Genomic DNA, 20,527 nt, shown 5'->3' with positions numbered 1-20,527 from the left:
TGGTCGGGGCGCGTCGGCGTCAGTCACCGCTTTCGGTCAGTAGCGTCTCGATGTGCCGCGCCAGGGATTCCGGTGTGGGGTGGTCGAGGACGGCGGTCGCTGCCAACCGAAGACCGAGGGTATTCGCGAGGCGAGTGCGCAGTTCGACCGATGCCAGGGAATCGAATCCGGTGCTGCGGAAGGATTGATCGGTCCGGACGTCGGTGAGGCTCCGGTGCCCCAGGATGCCGGCGGCGTGGGTTCGGACGAGGTCGATCAGAGCGGCTGTTCGATCGGCCTGTGGTTGCCGCAGGAGGTTGACACGGTCGACGGGCAGCTCGCCGTCGGCGTGCTTCTGCGCACGGGCCGAAGGCCGGATGCCGGTGATGTCAGCGAAAGCGTCCGAGACGTGTTACTCGTCCGCTGATCGCGCGACCGAGGTGATCGTGAACTGCGGAAGGTTGTACTCGAGCGCCGCGTCGAACGCGCTGAGCGCCTCTTCGGTGGTGATCTAGGTCGTGCCAAGGCTCGCTATCCGTCGTTTGTCCGCGGCGGTCAGCTGACCGGTGAGGCCGCTTGCTTCCTGCCACAGTCCCCAGGCCAGGGTGATCGCGGGCAGCCCGAACCGACGGCGGTAGTGGGCGAAGGCATCCAGGAACGCGTTCGCGGCCGCGTAGTTGGCTTGCCCCGCTTTGCCGAGAGTTCCGGCGATGTTGCCGTAGATCACGAACGCCTGCAGGTCGATTCACTGCGTGGCTTCATAAAGATTGACCACCGCGTCCACTTTCGCCCGGAGCACCTCCTCGAAGCGCTCCGCGGTCAGATCGGTGACCAAGCCGTCGTCCAGGACACCGGCTGTGTGGACGACGGCGATGAGGGGCAGGGAGGGCGGAATGGCCGCGATCACCGCTTCCAGCGCGGTCGTGTCGGCCACGTCGCAGTCAGCGAACGTCACCTGCGTCCCGTTGCGGGTCAACTGTTCCTCAAGCTCGTCAGCACCTTCGGCTCGGGCGCCTTGGCGACTGACGAGGAGCAGGTGTTGTGCCTGGTGGACCTCGCTGAGATGGTTCGCCAGCACCTGGCCGAGGTGGCCTGTGGCCCCGGTGATCAGGATGGTCCCGGTGGCGGAAAGGTCGAGCGGCTGGGTGATGGCGGTCTTTCCTACGGCGTGTCCCTGGCTGAGGTCGCGCAGCGCGTGCCGCACGAGTCCCGTACTCCACGTCTGGGTCGGCAAAGGGTGGAGCGTGCCTGTCTCGAATTGCGGCAGGAGTTCCGCGAACGCCTGCTGGAACACCTCTGGTGGTTTGGTTTCTGCCCGGCAAGGCAGGTAGGTGACGCCGGGGTAGTCGTCGGCTACCTCGCGGGGGGGTCACGAAGGTCGGCCTTGCCCGCTTCCACGTACCGGCCGCCAGGGCGCAGCAACCGCAGCGACGCGTCGACGAACGGTCCCGCCGCTGGAGTGATTCTCCTGCTCGCGTCCGCGTTCAATCCTCGATATCCACGTCGAACGCTTCCGCGGCTGCCGCAGGTTCCCCGAACAACACAGCGGGATCGTCGGAGAGCCACACGGCGATGTAGGACTTACCCTTCGGTGGCGCCAGGGTGGAGAACCTCGTGCCCCTGCGCGCTTCCTGTCATACCGTCAGCGGTGAACCTGAGTGTGAAGGAGAACCGTTTATGATCGTTTCTGCGCCACACGCGATCCGGCGGCAGCGAGGTGGGTTCGGTGGGTTCGTGGACCTGGACGCTGCCGGGCACGAGCATTGCCGCGGCCTGCGGGTTGACTACGGCGCCGTCGATTTGGGTCGGTGGTCGGCCGTTGGGGGCGGGGAAGTTCGTGGGTGTGTAGACACCATCGAGTTCGCTGACGTGCTGGAAGCCGACTCCGCCAATGCGGCGGTCGTCCATCCACCGTCCACAGAGGAAGTCCAGAGCCCTGGTGTCGTAAGGATGGTCCCCGGGCATCGGGATGCCGTCGGGAAACAGCATCCGTGGCGAGTAGTGCGCGATTTCGTCGAAATGCTCGGCGTAGCTGGCCGGCTCGAAGTTCGGGCCGGAGGGGTGGCCGAACCAGTCGGCGAGTACCGCGGCGGGGCGGACTGTGCGGCGGCCGTAGGGCCTGAACCGGTGGACGTCCTGGAGTCGGAGGTCCCCGTTCGGGTGCCCGTGTGTGGCGAGCAGGTCCATCTTCTGGTCCGGCAGGTCTCGCGGTGAGATGACCGCGAGATTGCGGTTACGTCCGAGGAACCCTGCGTCACGCGGGTCGCCATGCCATTCGTGTACGTGGACCTTGGCGGCGTCGTAAAGAAGTGCCGGCCCGATGTCGCCCCAGTCGCCGGGCAGGGACCCGATCCGGAGGACGTAGTTGCGGTCCCGGGCGGCGCTGTTCAATGCGACTTCCGCCGCGCCTTGCCCCTGGTTACCGAAGAATCGCCAGAAGTTGGCCTCCGCGATGACCCCGAGATCGGGCCACCGGTCATCGGCGCCCACCAGATCCACCAGGCCGTCCATGCAGTAGTCGACGGCCTGGTCAGACGACGCCCCACCGTGATCAAAATTTACGAACATCAGATCAAGATCAACGGAACCCTCGTTGGTCACGGGCGTGTCGCCCTTTCAGTCGGCCCGCAAGTTCGACACGCTGACTTGACAGGGAAGAGGTAGGTGAAGTCCAGTTCGACGGTCATCTACTCCGCCCTTCGCCGTGGTCCGGCAGGACGTGCAGCATGGCGGGTTCGTCCGGCGCGACGCGGGGAATCAGGCAGAGCTGGCCGGGCGTGTCCTGGCTGCTGCACGCGCCGAAGAGCAGGCAATGCGCTATGTCCTGTGGTCGGCGGCGGCGAGCCTGGCGCTCCAGATCGCCGAGCACCGCGGCGAACGGGAGGGCGTGGACGCCCACGACCAGGGGGATGCTGCGATGCCGGTCGCAGCCGATCAGCACCCCACACGAGGAGAAGTGGGCGATCCAGTGGCTTCCGCGCACAACGAGCTCGACCTCGAGTTTTTGCAGGTTGTCGTCCAGGGCGGCCTGGCGGCGGTCCTCGGTGTCGAGCGCGCCCTGGAAACTGCCGGGATAGCTGAGCACCGCGGTCGTGAAGCTGTCGCGGTCGACGACCGTCCAGCCACGCCACTGGAAGTAGGCCACAAGCGGGACGACGGTTCCGTCGTCCGGTGGCGGTAGTTCATCGTGGCGGGTCGTAAGGATCGGGTCGATGACCGCGCGGAGTCGAGCACGTGCGATGTCGAGGATGGTCATGTCCTTCGTCAGTCTGCGGATGGGATGTGCCGTGATGCGATGACCAGGGGGTGTCAGGTAATCGCCAGTCGGGCGCTGGGCCGGTCGATCGCCGCTATCCGGGGTTGGCGCCAGGACGACCGACGTGGGTAGACGGTGATGCACGGGACGTGTCTGGTTGTCCTCCACTTCCGGATGTGGGTGGCGAAGCGGTCGCCAAGCGAGGTGGCGTAGGGGCCGTATGCGGCGACGCCGAACTCGAGTCGCTGAGTGCCGCCGGGTTAGCCGCAGCCGGTGGCGGCCAGGGCGAGTCGTGTGGCGCGGTCGCTCGGCACGACACCACGGCCCCAGATCTCGGCGCGGGCCGGGGATGGCCAGCTGTCCCCGGTTCTGGTGAACCGCAACGTCCCGCCCTGTGAGCCGACGATGGTGACGGTGTCGGTGGTGATGCTGAGCTCGGCGGCCAAGTCGGTGTATTCGGTGCCGGACAGGCAGCTGCCGCGGTAGTCCCGCACCCCGGCCCAGGTGTCGGGAGCGAACCCGATGTCGGCGGGCTGCCCTGCAACGCCCAGCGTGACGGCGGCGGACACCAGGAACGCGCACGTACCCAGGTACAGGATCGGCTTGCGGAACAGTGAAATGTCCCCGAGTGCCCATCCCATAGCGGTCGCGGTGAGACCCGCCGCCAGGACAACAACGGGCCACCAGGGCATGGGCAGGTAGTACTTGCCGCTCCAGGTCGCCAATCCGGCGGTGGTGGCGAGGGCGACTCCCCAGCACACGGCCGTGACCACGCGCAGCACGGGATGGCCGGCGGCGCGGCCTGGCTGCTCGTGCGCGGAGCGGCGCTGGCGGAACATTCGGCGGTTGCGTGCGCGTCCGGCCCGGTCGGTGGGCCGGGGGAGGCGTCGGATCACCGGCCGGTCCCGGTCGGCGGCGGGCGGCCACAGGCGGATGTTCCCGTGCTGCCTGGCTTTCGGCCGCTTGTCGTCGGTGGTGTCCGGGTTCGGGGTGTGCGGATCGGGGCATGGAGCTTGCACGGTGATTCTCTTTCTCGGTCGTGGAACGGGATGTCTTGACGCGCGGGTCACGCGGGTGGTGTGTCCGCGGCGCGGGTGGGGTCACGGTCCGTGAGCGCGGCGATCTGGGAGCGTGCCTGGCGTGCGAGGAGATCGGCGGCGTCGATGTCGTAGCGGTGGGCGAGGCCGTGGGCCAGGGCAGCGGTGAGGTAGTGGTGTCCGGAGAGGACCTTCGTGATGGTGGTGCGGTCGTATCCGAGCGCGGCGGCGAACGCGCCGCGACCTAACCCGGTGGCGGCGATAAGGGCGTGGAGCACCTCGACCGCCGAGGCCGTGTCATCGACGTCGACGCGGAGCGTGTGCCGGCCCGCCGGTATCGATCCGCCTGTGGTGGCGGTGTGTTCCCGTCGGGCGGTGATGGTGGCCAGCTCGGCGTGGTCCTGCAGGGTCAACAGGGAGATCGGGTCGAGCCCGTAGCACCGGGCGACGGCGTAGGCGAGGTCCGGGCTGATGCGCAGGCGGCCGTTCAGCACGCGGCCGAGCTGTGCGCGGGACAGGCCGACGGAGGCTGCGAAGTCCTCCTGGGTCGCGCCGCTGCCGGCGATGACGCCGGCCAGCATGTCCCGCGCGGCGGCGCGACCGGAGCCGCGCGCTGTGCGTGTTGAGCGGGATCGCGGGGTGGTCGCGCTGGGGACCCGGCCGACCGCGGCGAGGGTGAAGGGCGGGTGGGGGTGCTGGGTGGTGTCCGGTCCGGGCCAGCAGGCCTGGCTGGTGATGCCCCCGGGCGGGAGTAGTTCGAGGTCGGTTAGCCAGTCGCCGAACGTGGCCGGGCTGCACACCCGGGGGTGCGGGGGAACGCATCGTTCATACGCTCGGCACCAGTGGGCTGTGCCGTCCCGCAGCGCAGCGCGCGCGGATGGTGGGGTACCCGGCAGCAGGGGCTGGTTGGTCAGGTGCGTGATCGCGATCCAGCTGCCGGGCGGCAGGCGTGTCGCGAGCCGGTGGATGATCGACAGCGGCGAGCGGCCGCGTTCGAGGTAGTGCAGGAGGTTGACCAGCAGGACGCAGACTGGCCGGTCGAGGTCAAGCAGCTGTGCCTTGCGGAGGTCGTTGAGCATCGTGTCGACCGCGAAGCCGTTCCCGCGCACTGCCGTCGCGGAGGGGCGATCGAGGTGGGTGGCTCGGCCGAGCCAGGCACGGTTGTGGTCGTGAACCTCGGCGTCGTTGTCCACCAGCACCAGGCTCGGCCTGCTGCTCGCGCCCCGCGTGCCGGCCAGCGCCGTGTAGCTGGCGCTGCTACTGATGAACCCGCAACCCAGGTCCAGGAACTGCGTGATTCCCTCGGTGAGCGCGTCCTCGACCACGCGTGTGGTGAAGATGTCGCGTTCCTTGAGCTCCGCGGCTGCGGCGGGGGAGATGCGCATCAGCTCGCGGGCCAGCTGCCGGTCTTTCGGGGAGGCGAGTGTGCCGTTGCGGAGCGCGTCGTCGACCCGGGAGGGGTGCGGGCGTTGTCCGCACCGGGCCGGAAGGTCGCTCCAGTACTTCTGGTTGCAGGAGCGGCGAACGGGGGTGTGAAGCCCTTTGCAGCACCCGAGGGGACGCGGGCAGGGGTCGCCCCAATACGGCGCCTGTGCGTCCCGCCGCGGCCCGGCGGTCGGGATCATGACCGGTCTCCCGCCGTCGCGACGATGGCGTGGGGTGTGGTGAGGGGACCGGCGTGGCACGAGGGCTGGACAGTGTGGCGGAAGGACCAGACGCGTGGTGGGGTCATGCGGCGGCCGTGGGTTCGGGGACACGTCCGACGGCGGCGAGGGTATAGGGCGCCGGCGCGAGACGGGTGGTGTCCGGCTCGGGCCAGCTTCCCGTGGTCGTGATCATGGGCGGAAGGAGATCCAGGTCGGCAATCCGGCGGGCGAACTCGCTGCGGCTGCTGGCCTGCGGGTGCGGCGGGACGCACCGTGCCATCGCCTGGCACCAGCGATCCGTGTCCCGGCGCAGCGCGGCCTGGCCGCCCGGCCTGTCCACGGTGGACAGGGCCCGGTTGGTGAGATGGGTGACCGCGACCCCAGCTGCGGGGCGGGAGACGCTTCACCAGGCGCCGGATCACTGAACGGGCGTTGTTCGCGGCTTCGAGGTAGTACAGGAGGTCGACCAGCAGCACGCAGACCCGTTGCGAAGGATCCAGCGCGCCGGTCCGGTAGAGGGACGTGAGCAAGGGGCCGATGGCGAACGCGTTGCCGTGGATGAGGGTCCGCGGTCGTGTCATCAGGATCGGGTCTTCGGTGAGATCAGCCAGGTTGTGGTTGTCGACGTGTGGATCGTGATCGACGTGCACGATCGTTGCCGTGGGGTGCCCGGCGAGCGCGGCGTGTGCGGCGCTGGTGGCGATGTGCCCGCAGCCGAGGTCCAGGAACTGGGTGATGCCGTCGGCGAGCGCACGGCCGACGACACGTGCGGTGAACTGGTCGCGATCTCGCACAGCGGCGGGCGCGGCCAGGGAGATGTGCACGAGCTCGTCGGCCAGGCGCCGGTCGTCCCGCGTGGCGTGATCACCGTTGCGCAGCACGTTGTCGACCAGAGCGGGGTGCGGACGCATGTCGCATCGCTTCGGCAGGGCTGTCCAGAGCCTCTGATACTCGACGCGTTTGGCACGGGTGTGGAAGCTCAGGCAGCACCCGTCCGCGGCGGGGCACGGGTCACGCCAGTACGGCCCGCGGCCATTCCGCCACGTCTCCACGAGGCGGGTCACCTCGGGTCTCCGCCACCAGCGCCAGCGCGAACGATCAGCATGTCGTCTCCCCGCCGAAGGTGCCCCGGGCGAGAAGCCTTGCCACGGAGCCGGTCTCAGGCAGCGCTCGGGAGGCTAGTTGGGCGATGGTCTGCTGGTAGGGCGCGAGGTGGTTCGGGTTGTCCAGGACCAGCATCGCCGTCGGTGTGAAGACGGTGACGACCTGGTTTTTCCGGTCGTCCTCGAACAGGGTGAAGCCCGGCATGGTGGTGACGGCAGCGGCGGCCGGGAGGATTCTGAGGTGGCAGCGTGGGTGCCGGACCAAGGCGTGGAAATGGTGTCGTTGCTCGGTCGCGATCTGGCTCGGCAACGACCGGCGCAGAGCGGTCTCGTTGATGTATATCGTCGTGGCCGGTCCTTGTGGCCGGCTCAGGACGGTCTGGTGTTTCTGGCGTGCTGCTACTCCGTCACGGACCGTCTCCATCGCCAGGAGGCCGTTGTCGCGCAGCAGGGTCTCGGTGTATCCGGCGGTCTGCGTCAGGTGTGGCAGTTGATGTGGCTGGTAGGAAATGATCGTGTGGGCGTTGGCACCGAGATGGAGGAGCGTCGGCAGCATGTCGGGAAGATTCACCGGGTGGGCCTGGACGCTGTAGGCCTGGGGGGAGAGGTCGGCCACGGCGGAAACGCGGTCGATCTCGTCGGGATCAGCCTCTGCCGCAACGAGGAATTTGGCCACGTCCAGGCCGGTCGCGGCCATGTACCCGGTGACCATGCGGCTCGTTTTCGAATCGCGCCAACCGAGTTTGCCCGCGATCGTTCCCTGAGTGAGTTTCGATTGCCGCAGCGCACGCTGCAGCGCGGCACCGATCTCTCGGCTTTGGACCGAGGATCTTTCCGTTGATGCGGACGTTGTTCCGGCAGGGCGGGGCGCGGCGGTGGACACGGTGCATCTCTTTCTGTGGCACTCAGGCAACGATGGTTGGCGACTCGTCGGATGAGGTATGTGCTGTCAGTGCGGAGCTGCGGTCGCCCGGCAGAAGGTCGCGGTCGACAGGCAACGGTCGCGACGTCGCAGTGGCAGGGGAAGAACCGGTGTTCCAGCGGCCGCGGTGGGTCACCGGAACACCGCCGGCGGATGGTTGTGGGACTCCACGAAACCGGGGATCACCGTGCGCCCGGCCAGATCGAGCACGGTGGTTCCCGGCCCGATCAGCTTCGATACTTCGCGTTCGGAGCCCAGCGCGGTGACCCGCCCACCGCTCGCGGCCAGAGCAGGCAGTGTTCTACGTCGCGGGGCCGGCGGTGGACCTGGAGCTCTCCGCTCTGTGGAATTCGTTTCTCCTTGCAGAAGATCGCGACCAGCACGACGATCGGCAGGTGCCCAGGGCGGGCCAGCGGATGTCCGGTATTCACGCGGCCTCACCCGCCATCGCGGCGATCGCGGCGGCGGCACCGGAGAGGTCGGGGACCGAGGTAGCCCGGGGGTTCTGGCGAAGATCAGCGGGAAAGGTTTCGCGGGTGGTGACCAGGACCGCGGCGGCGCAGCCGGCGGCGAGCGCGCCGCGGACGTCCTCGTCGACGCGGTCTCCGATGTGCACGATCTCGTTAACGCTGATGCCGTGTGTGGCGGCGATGATCGTCCAGCCGTACGGCTGGGGTTTCCGGGCGGCGAGCTGGAAGCTGGCGAACACGCCGTCCAAGTGCTGTCCACAGTGGAGGTCGAACTCGCCGAGTGTGTGGCCGACGTCGACGGTGATCAGCACGCGGTCACCGCGCCGGATGTCGTGGCGGTGATCCACGCGAGGTGCGCGGTGACGTCGGTGAGGACCATCGGTAGCCCGAAGGAAAGCCCTTTGTTGGATCCACGGCTGATGAGGCCGACTACCTCAGGCTCGCCTGGGTCCGCGGCGTCCGGCATCGCGAGAACGGGTTGCCCGGAGAAGCCCGGGCCGAGCGCGTGGTCCTTCGGTACCGCGGCGCTGAGTTCGCCGTGGCTGAGGCCGAGGAGCATGCCGCTGCGGGGGTCGATGATCGTGGTGTCGACCTGGTTGAGGACGCCGTCACCGTCGTTGCCGCCCGGCCAGCCGAAGGTGCGGACGGTCTGCCCGATTTGGGCCGGGCTCCTCGCGAGCCGGATCGAGGGCGGGTCGACGGGTTCGGCGAGTTCGACGAGGAGGATGTCACCGATCGGGCCGGAGAGCTTCCCTGGCCGCCGGGGGCGGAACGGGCCGGGCGTCGGGGTGTTGATCCGGCGAACGACGCCGGTTCGGACGTCCCGTTCGCCGATCCGGGCGTAGAACTTCTTCTCGGCCACCGGCGGCTCGCCGCGTTGACGCCCGACGTCGCTGAAGATGTGCGCGCACGTCAGGACCCACCGGTCCGAGATCAGAACACCGCCGCCACAGAGGTGGTCCATGTAGTCGGGGTGAGTCGGAGCGTCGTAGTAGAAGGCGACCGACCAGGGAACCTCACTGGTGGTGGGGCCGTGGACCGGCTGGCTGGCTAGCGCGTCGACGGATGCTTGGTAGAAGCGGGCACTGTCGCCGCCGGGAATGGCCTTCCGGAGCAATTTGACCATGAGAGTCGTCCTTGGCGATGGTTCGGATGTCGGATATGGGCGTGAGCCACGACCACGGGTGTCGATTGCGGGATCGTGCGGCCTTGCCGAGCTGTTGAGATGTGAAACAGGGGAGCGGATCGGTGGCGGCCGACGCTGGGCTGCCACCGATCCGCTGTGGTGCTATCCCGCGAGCGTCAGATCCGCCTGCGTGATCCGCGTGTGCGGGTCACGCTGGTGCATGGTGCGCACCATCCACAGGAGGACACGCGGCTCCGCGACCTGGGTGTAGACCGTGGAGCTGACGCAGTTCTGCGTGTGCGACCGCGACCCGAGTCCAATCAGGACCCAGTCCCGCCCGTGCCGCTGCAAGGCTCCACCACCGGAGTCGCCGGCACACGCGGTACCGCCACCCGGGCTGGTTCCCAAGCAGATCTCACCGCGCCCGATGCCTGCCTCAGCGCAGTCGGCGTTCGGGGCGATCGGTACGTCGAGCTGCCGCAGCCACCTCGGTGCCGGGGCACCCCAGTGAGCCGGGTCCGGATCGGTCAGGCCCCACCCGATCATCCGGGCCTGCTGCCAGGCACGCGGGAAACCGAGCTTCGCGGGCGTGACCATGAATCCCGGGACCGGGTGATCCAGCTGGATCAACGCGAGATCCCAGACGTAGCCGGCTCCATCCGGCATACCCCACTCCCAGGAGTCCGGGAGTGAGATCGACGTGACGCCGCGGACCGCGCCGCCGAAGTGCCGGTTGGTCGACCCGATCCGCAGCGTGTACTGCGACGGATCCTGCGGAACCGCCTGCGTACCCACTCCGGCCCGCCGCGGGGGCGGTGCCTGCTGGAACGCCCGCCACGCCAGCTCGCCCGCCGTGTCCGCGCGCTGCGGTGCGGGAGGCATCACGGACAGGCAATGGGCGGCCGTGAGCACGAACCGCGGATGGATCAGCGCACCGCCGCAGGTGTGCCAATCCGGAACGCCGTTCTTCAGCAGCTGGATCGACCCGGCGCCGGCGTAGGCCTCCGGAGCCCGTTCGCCGCGGACGATCATCGGCGACACATCGTCGCCTCCGGGGTCGGTAGCGGCCGGGCTCGTGGTGCTGGTGCTGGCGGGTGCGGCCGCGGCCGCACCGTGGTTCCCGCCGTCGGCGGCAGCGACCGGCGCGCCGCCGAGGCCGGTGGCGAGGAACGCCGCCAGGACGGCCACGGCGACGCGGAACCCGCCACGGCGGCGGGGTCTCGAACTTGATGCTGTCACTGTTTCCCTTCTCTAGTAATGCTTCCTGACGCTCTCCGCGGGTCTGCGGGGAGCGCGACTGTGGGCCACCGGGTACTCCGGTGGCGGTGCGCGACGATCTGCGAGACGGATCGACGACGCTCGGCATGCCAGGCCGTTCCGCGCACGGCCCCGTCGAGGACGACAGCCGGTAGGGCGGGGACACCGCCCCTGGCCGTCACCGACCGAGCCGTTTTCGGTGCCATCCGGATACCGTCCTCAGGTGAGGGCGTCCTCGGCTGGCTGCGTAGGCACGTCCGCGGGCGGCTCACCCACGGGCCGTCCCGCGCTGACTGTCGGTGGGTGGCCGTGGTCGGCGGCCGTGCCGCGGCGGGCGGCGTCGACGAGACGCTCGTACAACCCTGGCTCTGCACCGTGCGCGGGCGACGAGTCGGCCATCAACGTGACCGGCTTGCCGGCATCGGAACGCACGACGACGAGCCGCACCGCGCAGCGCGATTCGACGTCGACGAAATGGTGTTCGCGATCCGAGCAGCGGTGCACGATCCGGCGGCCGAGAAGGCCGGACAACCGGGCTCCGGCATCCTCACGATCCAGCGCCGGGTCGTAGTCGACCTTGCTCAGGCGGCACGGGTCCAGGGCGAGGAGGGCGATCAGGGCACGGTCGACCAGGTCGCCGAGCGCGGCACCCTGCGCGGGCATATGGTCGGCGGCGGGCGGGCGCGGCGCGGTCGAGGCTGTCACGACGACGCCTTGGCCGCGATCGCGCACCACACCGGCAATTCCGGTCCTTGTACGTCCGCGGGCTGCGGCCCGGCCCAATGGGCGATCGGGGCTACTCCGGGGAACTCGAGGTGCCATCCGCTGAACCAGCCCTCGACCTCGTCGTGGTCTCGGAGCGTGAGCTGGGGTTCGGGTGTCGTGGCCAGGTGCTCTGCCAGGGCGTCCAGCGCCGCTGCTTGCTCGGTCCCGGCGGCAGCGAGGCCGAGGGCGCTGACCCCAAGCACGCTGCCGTCGGCGACCTCGCGGTGGTAGGCGCGGATCAGCGCGGCGACGTCATCAGGCCAGTGCGACGAGTCGCCGACCATGGTGAGGCACAAGGGTTTCCCGAGGTCCAGCGACCAGTCCCCAGGCTTATGGACCTGGTGCAGCGGCCTGTGCACCTCGTGGACCGCCGCCGGGATGGCAGCGGCCCGGGTGACGTCACCGTGCAGGATCCGGGCCTTCTCCAGGGCTAGATGCAGGTGCGCGGCAGGAATCTCTTCGCGGGCCACCATCACCGTGGTGGGATCCGCGACGTTGGCTTTCACGATCGTGTGCGGCGTGATCTGGTTCGGCCCCGACGGCAGTGGCGCGCGCAGGATGACGAACTGGGTGATCTTCTTCCGCGCGGCGCGCGCGATGACCTTGGCCAGAAACTGTCGCTGTGCGTCCAGAACCCACCGGTAGCCAGGAACAGCAGCGTCGATCGTCGCGGCCAAGTCTCGATCGGCGGCGAAGATGCCCATCTCGGTGACCGTCTGCGGTGGAGCGTCGGCGAGGACGCCGTTGACCCGGGCGACGGTCGGGGCTGCGAGTTCGGTCGCCAGGTGGGGAACTGTCCCGTGCGGTGGGAGCGAATACGGATCGTGTGTCATGAGGTTCGGGTGCTCCTGTAGGCGGGAACGAGTCCGTGAGACGGGGTGCGGACCGGGCGGACCGCTACCCGCGTGATCAACGCCAAGGATGAGTCCGTTGTGGACAGTGGCGGGCCGTGCCTTGGTGCGCGGGCGGTCTCGGCGCGGCCGAAGATCGTGGTGTCCCAGGTATGGGGGTGGTGGAAGAGAGCGTCGAATTCGGGGGCGGTGCGCAGGATGAGAGGTGTGCGGGTGTGGTGCTCGAACACAGCGCACGCGGCTGGCAGGCCGGTTCCCGCCGGGGTGTCCGGGGTTGGGGGGACTTGGCTGGCCATGACCCAGCTTCCGGGAGGCAGGACATTCCACAGGCCGGCCAGCAAAGCGTGAGGATCACGGGTGTGTTGCAGCGCGGTGGAGGCCAGCACACAGACCGGTTCGTCCAGGGCGAGCGCACCGATGCCCTGAGCCGAGCGCAGGCACTGCTCGATCCCGGGAGTGGCGGAGAGCCAGGCGACGTCGGGGTCGAGGCTGCAGGTCGTGACGATCCGGGTCCGTACCGCGGTTTCGGCGTCATCCAGCAGATAGAGCACGCGCCAGCCCGCCCCCGCCGGGAGAAGCTCGTGAGCCAGACGCAGCGGCGCGAGATCGGGACTGAAGACGACGAACCGGCGGATCCCCGCACCGAGAGCCTTGTCGACCACTCGGTTCCGGACGCGGTACTCCGCCGCAATCGTCGCCCAGAAACCGGGCAGGGTCCGGCGGAGAAGCGGCACCACGGTGTCGGACTCGGCGTGCCCGCGGACTCCCGCCAACGCCGCCCGGACCTCAGCGAGCGACACGATCGGCCCAGGGTGGCCGCGATCGGGTCCTGGGGAGGCGTCGGGGTGACTGGTGTGCTCAGGCATCGTGGCGTGCTTCCGTGTTCGCAGGATCTGGGTTTAGCGACGCACGTGCGGTGCGTGGCCGGTTCTCGGCGTGGACGAGTGTGGTTACGTACCGGGTGGCGGGGGAGGGATGATCAGTTCGGACATCTGGATCGGCCGGCGGAATTTCTTGCCGTAGCGCTGCATCAGGTCCGGGACGCGCTGTAACTCGGTCATGACCGGGTCGCTGCGGTATACCGGCAACTCCATCAGGGCGGCGGTGTCGGCGTCGATCCCTTTCAGGTGCTTGACCGCGACGTCCTCCACCAGCTTCCGGGTCCCGGCTGCTGCCGCCGCGTCCCGCATGGCCCGCTGAAAGCCGGCGATCGCTGCCGGATTGCTGGCGGCGAACTTCTCGGTGGCGGCGTACAAGCCGATCGGGAAACCCTGCGCGGAGCCGGTCGCCGGATCGGCGACCGGGTGTAGACCGTGTTGTTTCTCCGCCGCGGTCGCGAAAGGTTCCGGGAACAACGCGGCCTCGATATCGCCACCTACCACTGCGGCCGCCATGGCCCCGAATTCCAGGTTGGTCCAGGTCACCGAGTTCGGGTCGGCGCCGTGGTCGGCCATCAGCGACTTGGTGAGCGTGTCACTCACGCCACCCTCGGCGTTGCGGCCGAGCTTCTTTCCCGCCAGGTCTGGGACCGACTGCACCGGTCCGTACTGGCGCGCGAGGACCCTCATGGTCCGCTCACCTGCGACCGCGGCCTCGGCGACGATCTTCAGCGGGAGGCCGCCGTCGACGGCGTTGACGTAGGCGATGTCGCCTGCGTAGGCGATGTCTGCGTCGCCGCTGGCGAGTTTGGTGATCGCGTCTTGGCCGCTTTTGGCCGGGACCAGTGTGACCGCGATGCCTCGTTGGGTGAAGAGCCCGTGGTCGGCCGCGATATGCAGCGGTGCCACGTCCGCGAGCGGCACGGCGGCGACCTTGACCGGGATGTTCGGGCCGGGTGTGGGCTCCTCGCCGCCGAGGAGCCCACAACCGGAGGTGACGGTGAGGACAGCGGCGCCGAACACAGCGCGGATACCGGTGCTAACGCGCCTGTGGCGCGGGGGAGACGGTCTCATCGGGAGTTTCTCCGGGATCGAAAGGACCAACGCCGGACCGGACACGGCCAGGCAGGGGGGCAGGGGGAGGTGAGAGGAATGACGAACGTGGCGCCGTGTCAGCGGTTCAGGTGCCGTCGGGACGGAGCTCGCTGGTGGCGCTCGCGATCGGGCAGGAGCAGGCCGCGGAGGGCTTCGGGACAGGTGCTGCGCGGCTGCAGACCCGGCGCGCGTAGCTGATCGCGATGCAGCCCGGCCTGGGCGAGAATCGTCCAGAGCACCGCGGCACGGTCATTCGCTGTGTCCGTATCCGGGTCCTGGTGCGCGGACGCGAGCATGCGATGCCACAAGAACGTGTACTCCGGGTCCGTCAGCACCCAGCCTCGAATACGAGACCTGCGTGCCGCGCGCTGTCGCTGCAACGCTGTCCAGGCCACCGTGTACGCCGGCCCTTGGAGTTCGGCGAGCATGTCGTCGACCGGCAGATCTCTCGACAGGGTCGCGCGGACTGCAAGGCCGCACGGCTCGGCCAGCCGAGCGACCGCCGCACCATCGGCCACGTTGAGCCGCCCACCACGGATCGTCAGCGCACCCTCGAGGAAGAGCTCGGCGACCAGCGCGATCGCGACCGCGAATCTGTCCCGATGAGACTGCCGGGTGAACACGTGATCGCGGCGATCTTCCCCCACAGCGGACAGCACCAGCGCAGGTAGAAACGTCGGGCCTGGATAAGCCAAGATCGCCGTGGAATTCGGTGTGTCCAAGGTGTCCTCCCCTATGGGCGAGAGAGCCGGTCGGGTTCGCCCTCTCCGAAATGTGGGTGACTACGCGAGCGGCCTGGGCCGCCCCTTGTGCGCGACGCCGGCGAGGTGGAAGCGATCGGTGGCGACGCGTTGACGGAACGGGCCGGGCGGATACCACTCCGGGCATGGAACGGGTACGCGGTCGTCCGTCAGCGCGTGAGGAACAACCAGCGGAAGGTCGCCGAACAGCGCCTCGATGTCCTTCTGCGGAAGGAAAGGCCGAGTCCCGAGACCTCGCGCTTCGAGATGGTTGCCCGCCCGGAGCGCGGCCTCGGCGTCATCGGGATCCTCAGGCGCGCACAGATGCGTCAGTGCCAGGAACGAACCATCCGGAAGCGTGTCGATCAGCCCGGCGGTGATGTCCTGAGCGGTCCGCCCCGTGCCGTGAGGAATGAACGGCAAGGTCGCGCAATGCAGCAGCGCCACTGGCTCCGAGATATAGAGAGAGACGCACTTTTCCTCATAGAGCCGACGGAGGAAGTCGGGATCGTAGATGTCGGCTTCGACGACCCGGACAACGGAATTGCCGGAGTTGATGGCCGTGTCGTATGCGCCGAGCGCGTGACCGACGATGACCGGTTCCGATTCAACGTAAACAACGACAGCATCGCTGTTCACCCGGTGAATACGCTGGTGCAGTGGGTCCCCGTCTACGGCCCACTGGTCCGCTCCACAGACGACAAACGTCTTGACCTGTGTCCGCCGGAGCAGCATCTCGCAGACCCGCACCTGAAAACGACGGTCCTCCACGAACAGGCGCTTCGCGGCATCAGCCCCATCGGGCAGCGCCTCGCAGACCACCCTGGCTATCTCCCGGTCCACCCCGTAGTGGTCCTTGCCACCAACCAGCGCGTCGATCAACCGCACACGGCTGGGACCCTGTTGAAGCGCCAGCTGTTCTGACGGCATCCACGGCGGTGTGGCGACATCGAAAACCACGTACATCAACCCCTTGAAATGTGATGGGGTGATCTTGATGACGCGTTGATGTGAGAGCCAGGCAATCTAAGGGGTAATCTCACCGGCAATGTACCGGCAATCCAAGCTTGCGGCCTGCGGGAACTACGTTGAGCAAGGTAGCGGTTAGTCTATTTGGGTGATACTGATTTCTCTTGCCTGGTTACATGACGAAGCCGATGAGTTCGCCTGGCGCACCAAGCGCGATCAGATCGCTTTCCAGGTCCAGGGATGCTGAATCTGGCCTCGAAGGCAGGCGAGGCGATGCTGGCACTCTTGAGCGATAGACACGTCTGTGGACGCTTTGCTGAGTGCAAAGGTGAGCCAGCGTAGTTCCTGGATATCAGCGAAGATGCGGAACTCGCTACTGTGTGTCAGGTCGAAGCCGCCATAGGCGGACACGAAACCGTCGTACGAGTATTCGGACAGTCGTTCGAAGTCGACGTAGTCGACGGCGATCTGCACCAGGTCCCATTCGTGACGACCAAGACTGACTGCTTCCAGGTCGAGGAGGACAGCGTGTCCGTCGCCCAGCACGGCGACATTGCCTTGCCACGCGTCACCGTGGATGACCTCGTTGCCAGCCGGGCTTGTCAGGGCGGCGTACGACCGGCGGAGGGTCGCTTCGTGATCGCTAAGCCACGCGAGGTCGTCAGCGCCGAGCCAGGTTGCCCGCTGAATGCGGCTACTGATGTCGGTAAACGGGTCATGATGGGGAAGCTGCAGGTGATGTGGCGGCGCGAGCTGGTGCAACTGTCGCAGCAACGTGCCGAGCTCTGCCGGCGTGGCCGGACGATGCTGGGGAAGAAGCTTCCACCACGTGACCGGGCGGTCATCCACGCACAGGTCCTGCGGAAGGTCATTGACGGTACGAGTCGCAGGCACGCCAGCGCCGTTCAGCCATTGTGACACTGCGACTTCTCGCTGAGCCGCTTGCGCTCCACCAGGTCGGCCAATACGGGCGACGATGCCTTCTGCGAAGGCATACATGACGTTGTTGCCGTCTCGAATCAGTTCGGCGTGCCTGGCGTCCAAGCCGACGACCTGCGCCGCCCGGAACAGGACACGGTGAACTGAATCTCCTTGAGGTCTCACCACGCCATCGTCCCAAGTAACCGCTCTATGCGAGCGACTTGATATCGCGGCGGAGTGTATCAACCTCGGCTAGGTCAGCGTGTCTGGTCGTGGCGCTGGCCAACTGAGTCAGCTCATCGCGAATCCTGTGTGAACCCAGCTGCTTAGCCTCCTCGACGGCCAATGTGCCAACCGCCGCGGCCTCGATAGGGTCGCCGCAGGTCATCAGAAGGGTTGCCAGTCGGATGCGGGAGAACGTCCGTGACCGCGGATACGCGTCGCCGTGGAGGCGAATGGCCGCCTCTAGCCGTTCAGCTGCAATCACAGGGCGGTTCGTCTGTTGTGCCTGCAGCAAGAGGGCCTTGCCGGTAGAGCCGAGGTGCTCGGCCTCGTCGTAGTAGCACAACCACGGTGGCTCGTCTGTAGGTGTGCGCGCGGCGAAGCACTCATCGGCACGGTCGACGTCGGCTGCTGTCTCCTCGCCACGCCCGACGAGTGCCAGCAACCTCGCACGCACTGTCCACAACATGGCGCGGCAGGTGTACGAAAGCCGCTCCGAACGGACCTGAGCTTGCTCGATCAAGGTCAATGCGTCGTCGTAGTCGCGAAGGTAGATCTGTTTCCGCGCGATTTCCGCGAGGATGTTCGCTCGCAGTGGCCAGGCCTTGCCTTCGTTGGCCGCCCATAAACCGAACTGGAAGAACCGGTCGGCCGCAGTGTGGTCGGCGATGTCGAAGGCTGTGTGGGCCACCACGGCGCTCAGGTTGGCTACTGCCTCAAACATGCCACGCCGGACTGTCGTGGTTCCGCTGGCATCGAGAAGGCGTTGCGTCCAGCGCAACTGTGCGGCGGCGGCCTCGCATGACGGACCGCCGCCGAACCTATTCTCGGACATTGCGATGGCCCAGGTAATCGCTTGAACCTGCTCGACATCCACCTGACCGATCCGCTTCGGAGCCGGAGTGTCGACTGTCGTCCGAGCCAGAAACTCCGTAGGCGAAGCACCCAGCGTCGGAAACATCGCCAGCGAATCGAAATCATAAACTTCAGCCGGTTGTACTTGGGCCGGCGGCGTGGTGTCGACCAGTCGGCGGAGTTCTTGGAAGGTGAGGTTGAGGGCGGGCGCCAGGCGCAGTTGGTTGTGCAGGGTTGGTGTGGCCTCGCCGCGTTCCCAGTTGCGGACTGACTTTGGGTAGACCTCGATGGCTTCGGCGAGGGTTTCTTGGGTGTGGCCTGCTGCTTTGCGCGCGGCGATCAGGCCTTGACGTCGTTCTGCCATCGTCAGCCTCCCCTCGGTTGCGGTGTTCGCATCGTCGCAGGTCAACGCTACCAATTGCCGGTCGATTGCCGGAAGACGACCCGTCGGATTACTTTCCGACAGGAGGAGCGTGCAAGGTTCAGCCAGGTCGTGAGCCCAGTGTCGTCGGTGACGGTTGGTACGCATCGCGCACGGCCAGCCTGGCCATTGCCCATCGTCGCTTCGGGCGGACATGGCAAGCTTGAGGGCGGCGATGGCATGCGTAGCGAACCGGCAGGAGAAGTGTGATCCGTTCAGTCGTATTCGACGTGGGAGAGACCCTGATCAAAGACGACCGGGAGTGGAGAGCGTGGGCCGAGTGGCTCGACGTTCCGCCGCACACGTTGTCTGGCCTCGTCGGTGCGGTCACGAGTGCTGGTCGCGACAACGCCGAGGCGTTCCAGCTCATTCGACCCGGTTTTGATCTGGCTGTCGAGCGGCAGTTGCGGGAAGAGGCTGGGGTGGGCGAGAGGATCGACGAATCAGACCTCTATCCCGACGTGCGTTGCGCATTGGAAGCTCTGAAAGCAGCCGGTTGTTGGCTCGGCATCGCGGGTAATCAGACGGCTCGTGCGGCCACGCTGCTGAGGCGGCTTGAGCTACCTGTTGACGCGATCGCCACATCGGGCGAATGGGATGTCGCGAAACCGGACGCTCGGTTTTTTCGGAAGGTCGTCGAGTTTGCGCCAGGCGCGCCCGATGAGATTCTCTACGTTGGCGATCATCGGGATAATGACGTGGTGCCTTCGCGTGCCGCCGGCCTGCGATCAGGGTTGATCCGCCGCGGACCCTTGGGGTACCTGTGGGCCGATGACTCGTCCGTACGCGAGAATGCGGACTGGGTGTTCGATTCGTTGGTCGAACTTCCTGACTTGATCGCGTCCTGACTACAGATCGAATGTGCTTCGGCCCTGAGGCTTCACCAGGGTGGCCGAAAAAGTTCTGAGGGCATCTCGTAGGTCGCCGCTCGTGGTGGGCTTGAGGTACTCAACGATCTCGAACACCTGTCGGTGCTCGCGAACGTGTTCAGGCGCGATACTTGACGCTTTTCGGAAGGCGCTGAGTACCCGTTCGGGCTGGTCGGCGAGGCAGAAGGCGCGTCCCAGTTCGATATAGAAGTGTGAGCGACGCTCCGCTGGCATGGTGAGCGGGGGACACCAGCCGTTGGCTAGGCGCAGGGCGTTGCCAGTGTCGCCGATCTCGACCTCGAGAGACAGGTCATGGATGCGAACAGAGGCCACGCCGAACGCGGTTCCAAGATGAATGCCTTCATTTGTCAGGCGCGCCACCTGCTGAGCTTCCTCGATGTGGTCACGTGCTTGGCGTGCGTTTCCCGCGCGTGCGGCCATGACGGCTGCACGCATGTGCAGAGTCCCGTAGGTTGCGGCAGCCGTTTCGGACTGTCCGACATGGACGTCGTTCGCGGCACGCTCGAGCATGCGTCTACCGGCTTCGAGGTCTTCGGACGCGAAGAAGATCTCGCCGCGTACATACGAACTCGCTCCAACGAGAAGATCGTCTTCTGACAGAAGTGAGACTTCTCTGAGTGAGTCTATATATCGAGCTGATAGATCGTAGTATCCGAATTTGTCGGCGATCGCATCGGCTGCCCGATACGTAAAAGCGAGCAGGCGGGCATACTGGTGTTTGGAGTTTGTCGGCGCTGACAAGATCGCGCGATGTAGTTCAGGGAGTAATTCCGGAAGCTGCAGGGAAAGATTTGTGTAGTCGGATTGTAAGCGCCGCTCCACGATGGACTGTACGATCGACTGAAGATCATCGAGTGTTCGCGTGTGGCCATCTGGCGGGATATCTCGGGTATCCAGAACACGCCGTAGGCGTGGTATTTGCGCGTGGACGACACTCTCTGCGGCAGCGTTTTTCGTGGTTGCGTCATGCCGACCATGGCTAGACGTGGACGCTGGGGTGGTGTCGACCAGTCGGCGGAGTTCTTGGAAGGTGAGGTTGAGGGCGGGCGCCAGGCGCAGTTGGTTGTGCAGGGTTGGTGTGGCCTCGCCGCGTTCCCAGTTGCGGACTGACTTTGGGTAGACCT

Annotated in this window: 20 protein-coding genes and 1 pseudogene; 1 reads left to right on the top strand and 20 read right to left on the bottom strand. The window is 67.1% G+C overall.

Features of this window, described 5'->3' with window-relative positions; all coding sequences use genetic code 11:
• Positions 1 to 19: 19 nt before the first annotated feature.
• From ACLJO0_RS41500 to ACLJO0_RS41410, 19 genes and pseudogenes are all read right to left on the bottom strand, one after another.
• Positions 20 to 223 (bottom strand): acyl carrier protein, encoded by a 204-nt coding sequence (locus ACLJO0_RS41500; RefSeq protein WP_410585500.1) that lies wholly within the window; start codon positions 221 to 223, stop codon positions 20 to 22.
• 267 nt (positions 224 to 490) lie between these two features.
• Positions 491 to 1,183: pseudogene (locus ACLJO0_RS41495) on the bottom strand (beta-ketoacyl reductase).
• Between the two features lie 377 nt (positions 1,184 to 1,560).
• On the bottom strand, positions 1,561 to 2,580 hold the full coding sequence (locus ACLJO0_RS41490) for a hypothetical protein (protein ID WP_410585396.1): 1,020 nt from the start codon (positions 2,578 to 2,580) through the stop codon (positions 1,561 to 1,563).
• A gap of 82 nt (positions 2,581 to 2,662) precedes the next feature.
• Positions 2,663 to 3,235, bottom strand: a complete 573-nt coding sequence (locus tag ACLJO0_RS41485) for a hypothetical protein (RefSeq protein WP_410585395.1) — start codon at positions 3,233 to 3,235, stop codon at positions 2,663 to 2,665.
• Between the two features lie 260 nt (positions 3,236 to 3,495).
• Positions 3,496 to 4,254: a hypothetical protein gene (locus tag ACLJO0_RS41480; RefSeq protein ID WP_410585394.1), complete on the bottom strand. Its 759-nt coding sequence runs from the start codon at positions 4,252 to 4,254 to the stop codon at positions 3,496 to 3,498.
• A 47-nt stretch (positions 4,255 to 4,301) separates the two neighbouring features.
• Entirely contained in the window at positions 4,302 to 5,897 is a 1,596-nt protein-coding gene (locus tag ACLJO0_RS41475) for an SAM-dependent methyltransferase (protein ID WP_410585393.1), read from the bottom strand.
• Positions 5,894 to 6,829, bottom strand: a complete 936-nt coding sequence (locus ACLJO0_RS41470) for an SAM-dependent methyltransferase (protein WP_410585392.1) — start codon at positions 6,827 to 6,829, stop codon at positions 5,894 to 5,896. Before ACLJO0_RS41470 ends, ACLJO0_RS41475 begins: the two co-directional genes overlap by 4 nt.
• Before the next feature lie 187 nt (positions 6,830 to 7,016).
• A complete protein-coding gene (locus ACLJO0_RS41465) occupies positions 7,017 to 7,904 on the bottom strand; it encodes a DUF5753 domain-containing protein (protein ID WP_410585391.1) in 888 nt (295 codons plus the stop codon).
• Positions 7,905 to 8,370: 466 nt separating this feature from the next.
• The gene (locus ACLJO0_RS41460; protein WP_410585390.1) at positions 8,371 to 8,724 is read right to left on the bottom strand and encodes an HAD hydrolase-like protein; all 354 of its coding nucleotides are present in this window, start codon (positions 8,722 to 8,724) and stop codon (positions 8,371 to 8,373) included.
• On the bottom strand, positions 8,718 to 9,539 hold the full coding sequence (locus ACLJO0_RS41455; protein ID WP_410585389.1) for a trypsin-like serine protease: 822 nt from the start codon (positions 9,537 to 9,539) through the stop codon (positions 8,718 to 8,720). The genes ACLJO0_RS41460 and ACLJO0_RS41455 overlap by 7 nt, the downstream gene beginning before the upstream one ends.
• 162 nt (positions 9,540 to 9,701) lie before the next feature.
• Complete coding sequence (locus ACLJO0_RS41450) at positions 9,702 to 10,778, bottom strand: S1 family peptidase (RefSeq protein WP_410585388.1); 1,077 nt, start codon at positions 10,776 to 10,778, stop codon at positions 9,702 to 9,704.
• 237 nt (positions 10,779 to 11,015) lie between these two features.
• Entirely contained in the window at positions 11,016 to 11,501 is a 486-nt protein-coding gene (locus ACLJO0_RS41445; RefSeq protein WP_410585387.1) for a hypothetical protein, read from the bottom strand.
• Positions 11,498 to 12,394, bottom strand: a complete 897-nt coding sequence (locus tag ACLJO0_RS41440) for an SAM-dependent methyltransferase (protein ID WP_410585386.1) — start codon at positions 12,392 to 12,394, stop codon at positions 11,498 to 11,500. Before ACLJO0_RS41440 ends, ACLJO0_RS41445 begins: the two co-directional genes overlap by 4 nt.
• The gene (locus ACLJO0_RS41435; protein WP_410585385.1) at positions 12,391 to 13,278 is read right to left on the bottom strand and encodes a hypothetical protein; all 888 of its coding nucleotides are present in this window, start codon (positions 13,276 to 13,278) and stop codon (positions 12,391 to 12,393) included. The genes ACLJO0_RS41440 and ACLJO0_RS41435 overlap by 4 nt, the downstream gene beginning before the upstream one ends.
• Before the next feature lie 84 nt (positions 13,279 to 13,362).
• A complete protein-coding gene (locus tag ACLJO0_RS41430) occupies positions 13,363 to 14,313 on the bottom strand; it encodes an ABC transporter substrate-binding protein (protein ID WP_410585384.1) in 951 nt (316 codons plus the stop codon).
• Between the two features lie 149 nt (positions 14,314 to 14,462).
• Complete coding sequence (locus ACLJO0_RS41425) at positions 14,463 to 15,107, bottom strand: hypothetical protein (protein ID WP_410585383.1); 645 nt, start codon at positions 15,105 to 15,107, stop codon at positions 14,463 to 14,465.
• A 60-nt stretch (positions 15,108 to 15,167) separates the two neighbouring features.
• A complete protein-coding gene (locus ACLJO0_RS41420) occupies positions 15,168 to 16,091 on the bottom strand; it encodes an SAM-dependent methyltransferase (RefSeq protein ID WP_410585382.1) in 924 nt (307 codons plus the stop codon).
• A 219-nt stretch (positions 16,092 to 16,310) separates the two neighbouring features.
• Complete coding sequence (locus ACLJO0_RS41415) at positions 16,311 to 17,138, bottom strand: phosphotransferase (protein WP_410585381.1); 828 nt, start codon at positions 17,136 to 17,138, stop codon at positions 16,311 to 16,313.
• Positions 17,139 to 17,223: 85 nt separating this feature from the next.
• Positions 17,224 to 18,456 (bottom strand): helix-turn-helix transcriptional regulator, encoded by a 1,233-nt coding sequence (locus tag ACLJO0_RS41410; RefSeq protein WP_410585380.1) that lies wholly within the window; start codon positions 18,454 to 18,456, stop codon positions 17,224 to 17,226.
• Between the two features lie 263 nt (positions 18,457 to 18,719).
• On the opposite strand from ACLJO0_RS41410, the gene ACLJO0_RS41405 reads away from it, so the two are divergent.
• On the top strand, positions 18,720 to 19,361 hold the full coding sequence (locus tag ACLJO0_RS41405; protein WP_410585379.1) for an HAD family hydrolase: 642 nt from the start codon (positions 18,720 to 18,722) through the stop codon (positions 19,359 to 19,361).
• On the opposite strand, the gene ACLJO0_RS41400 is transcribed toward ACLJO0_RS41405, so the two are convergent.
• The coding region (locus ACLJO0_RS41400) for a hypothetical protein (RefSeq protein ID WP_410585378.1) at positions 19,362 to 20,527 on the bottom strand (1,166 nt) is incomplete at its 5' end.

Origin of the sequence: Amycolatopsis sp. lyj-108 (assembly GCF_046549005.1) — a bacterium.
Taxonomy (GTDB): Bacteria; Actinomycetota; Actinomycetes; order Mycobacteriales; family Pseudonocardiaceae; genus Amycolatopsis.
The sequence above is the reverse complement of the archived record's forward strand: the minus strand, read 5'-3'. Positions and strand labels throughout refer to the sequence as shown.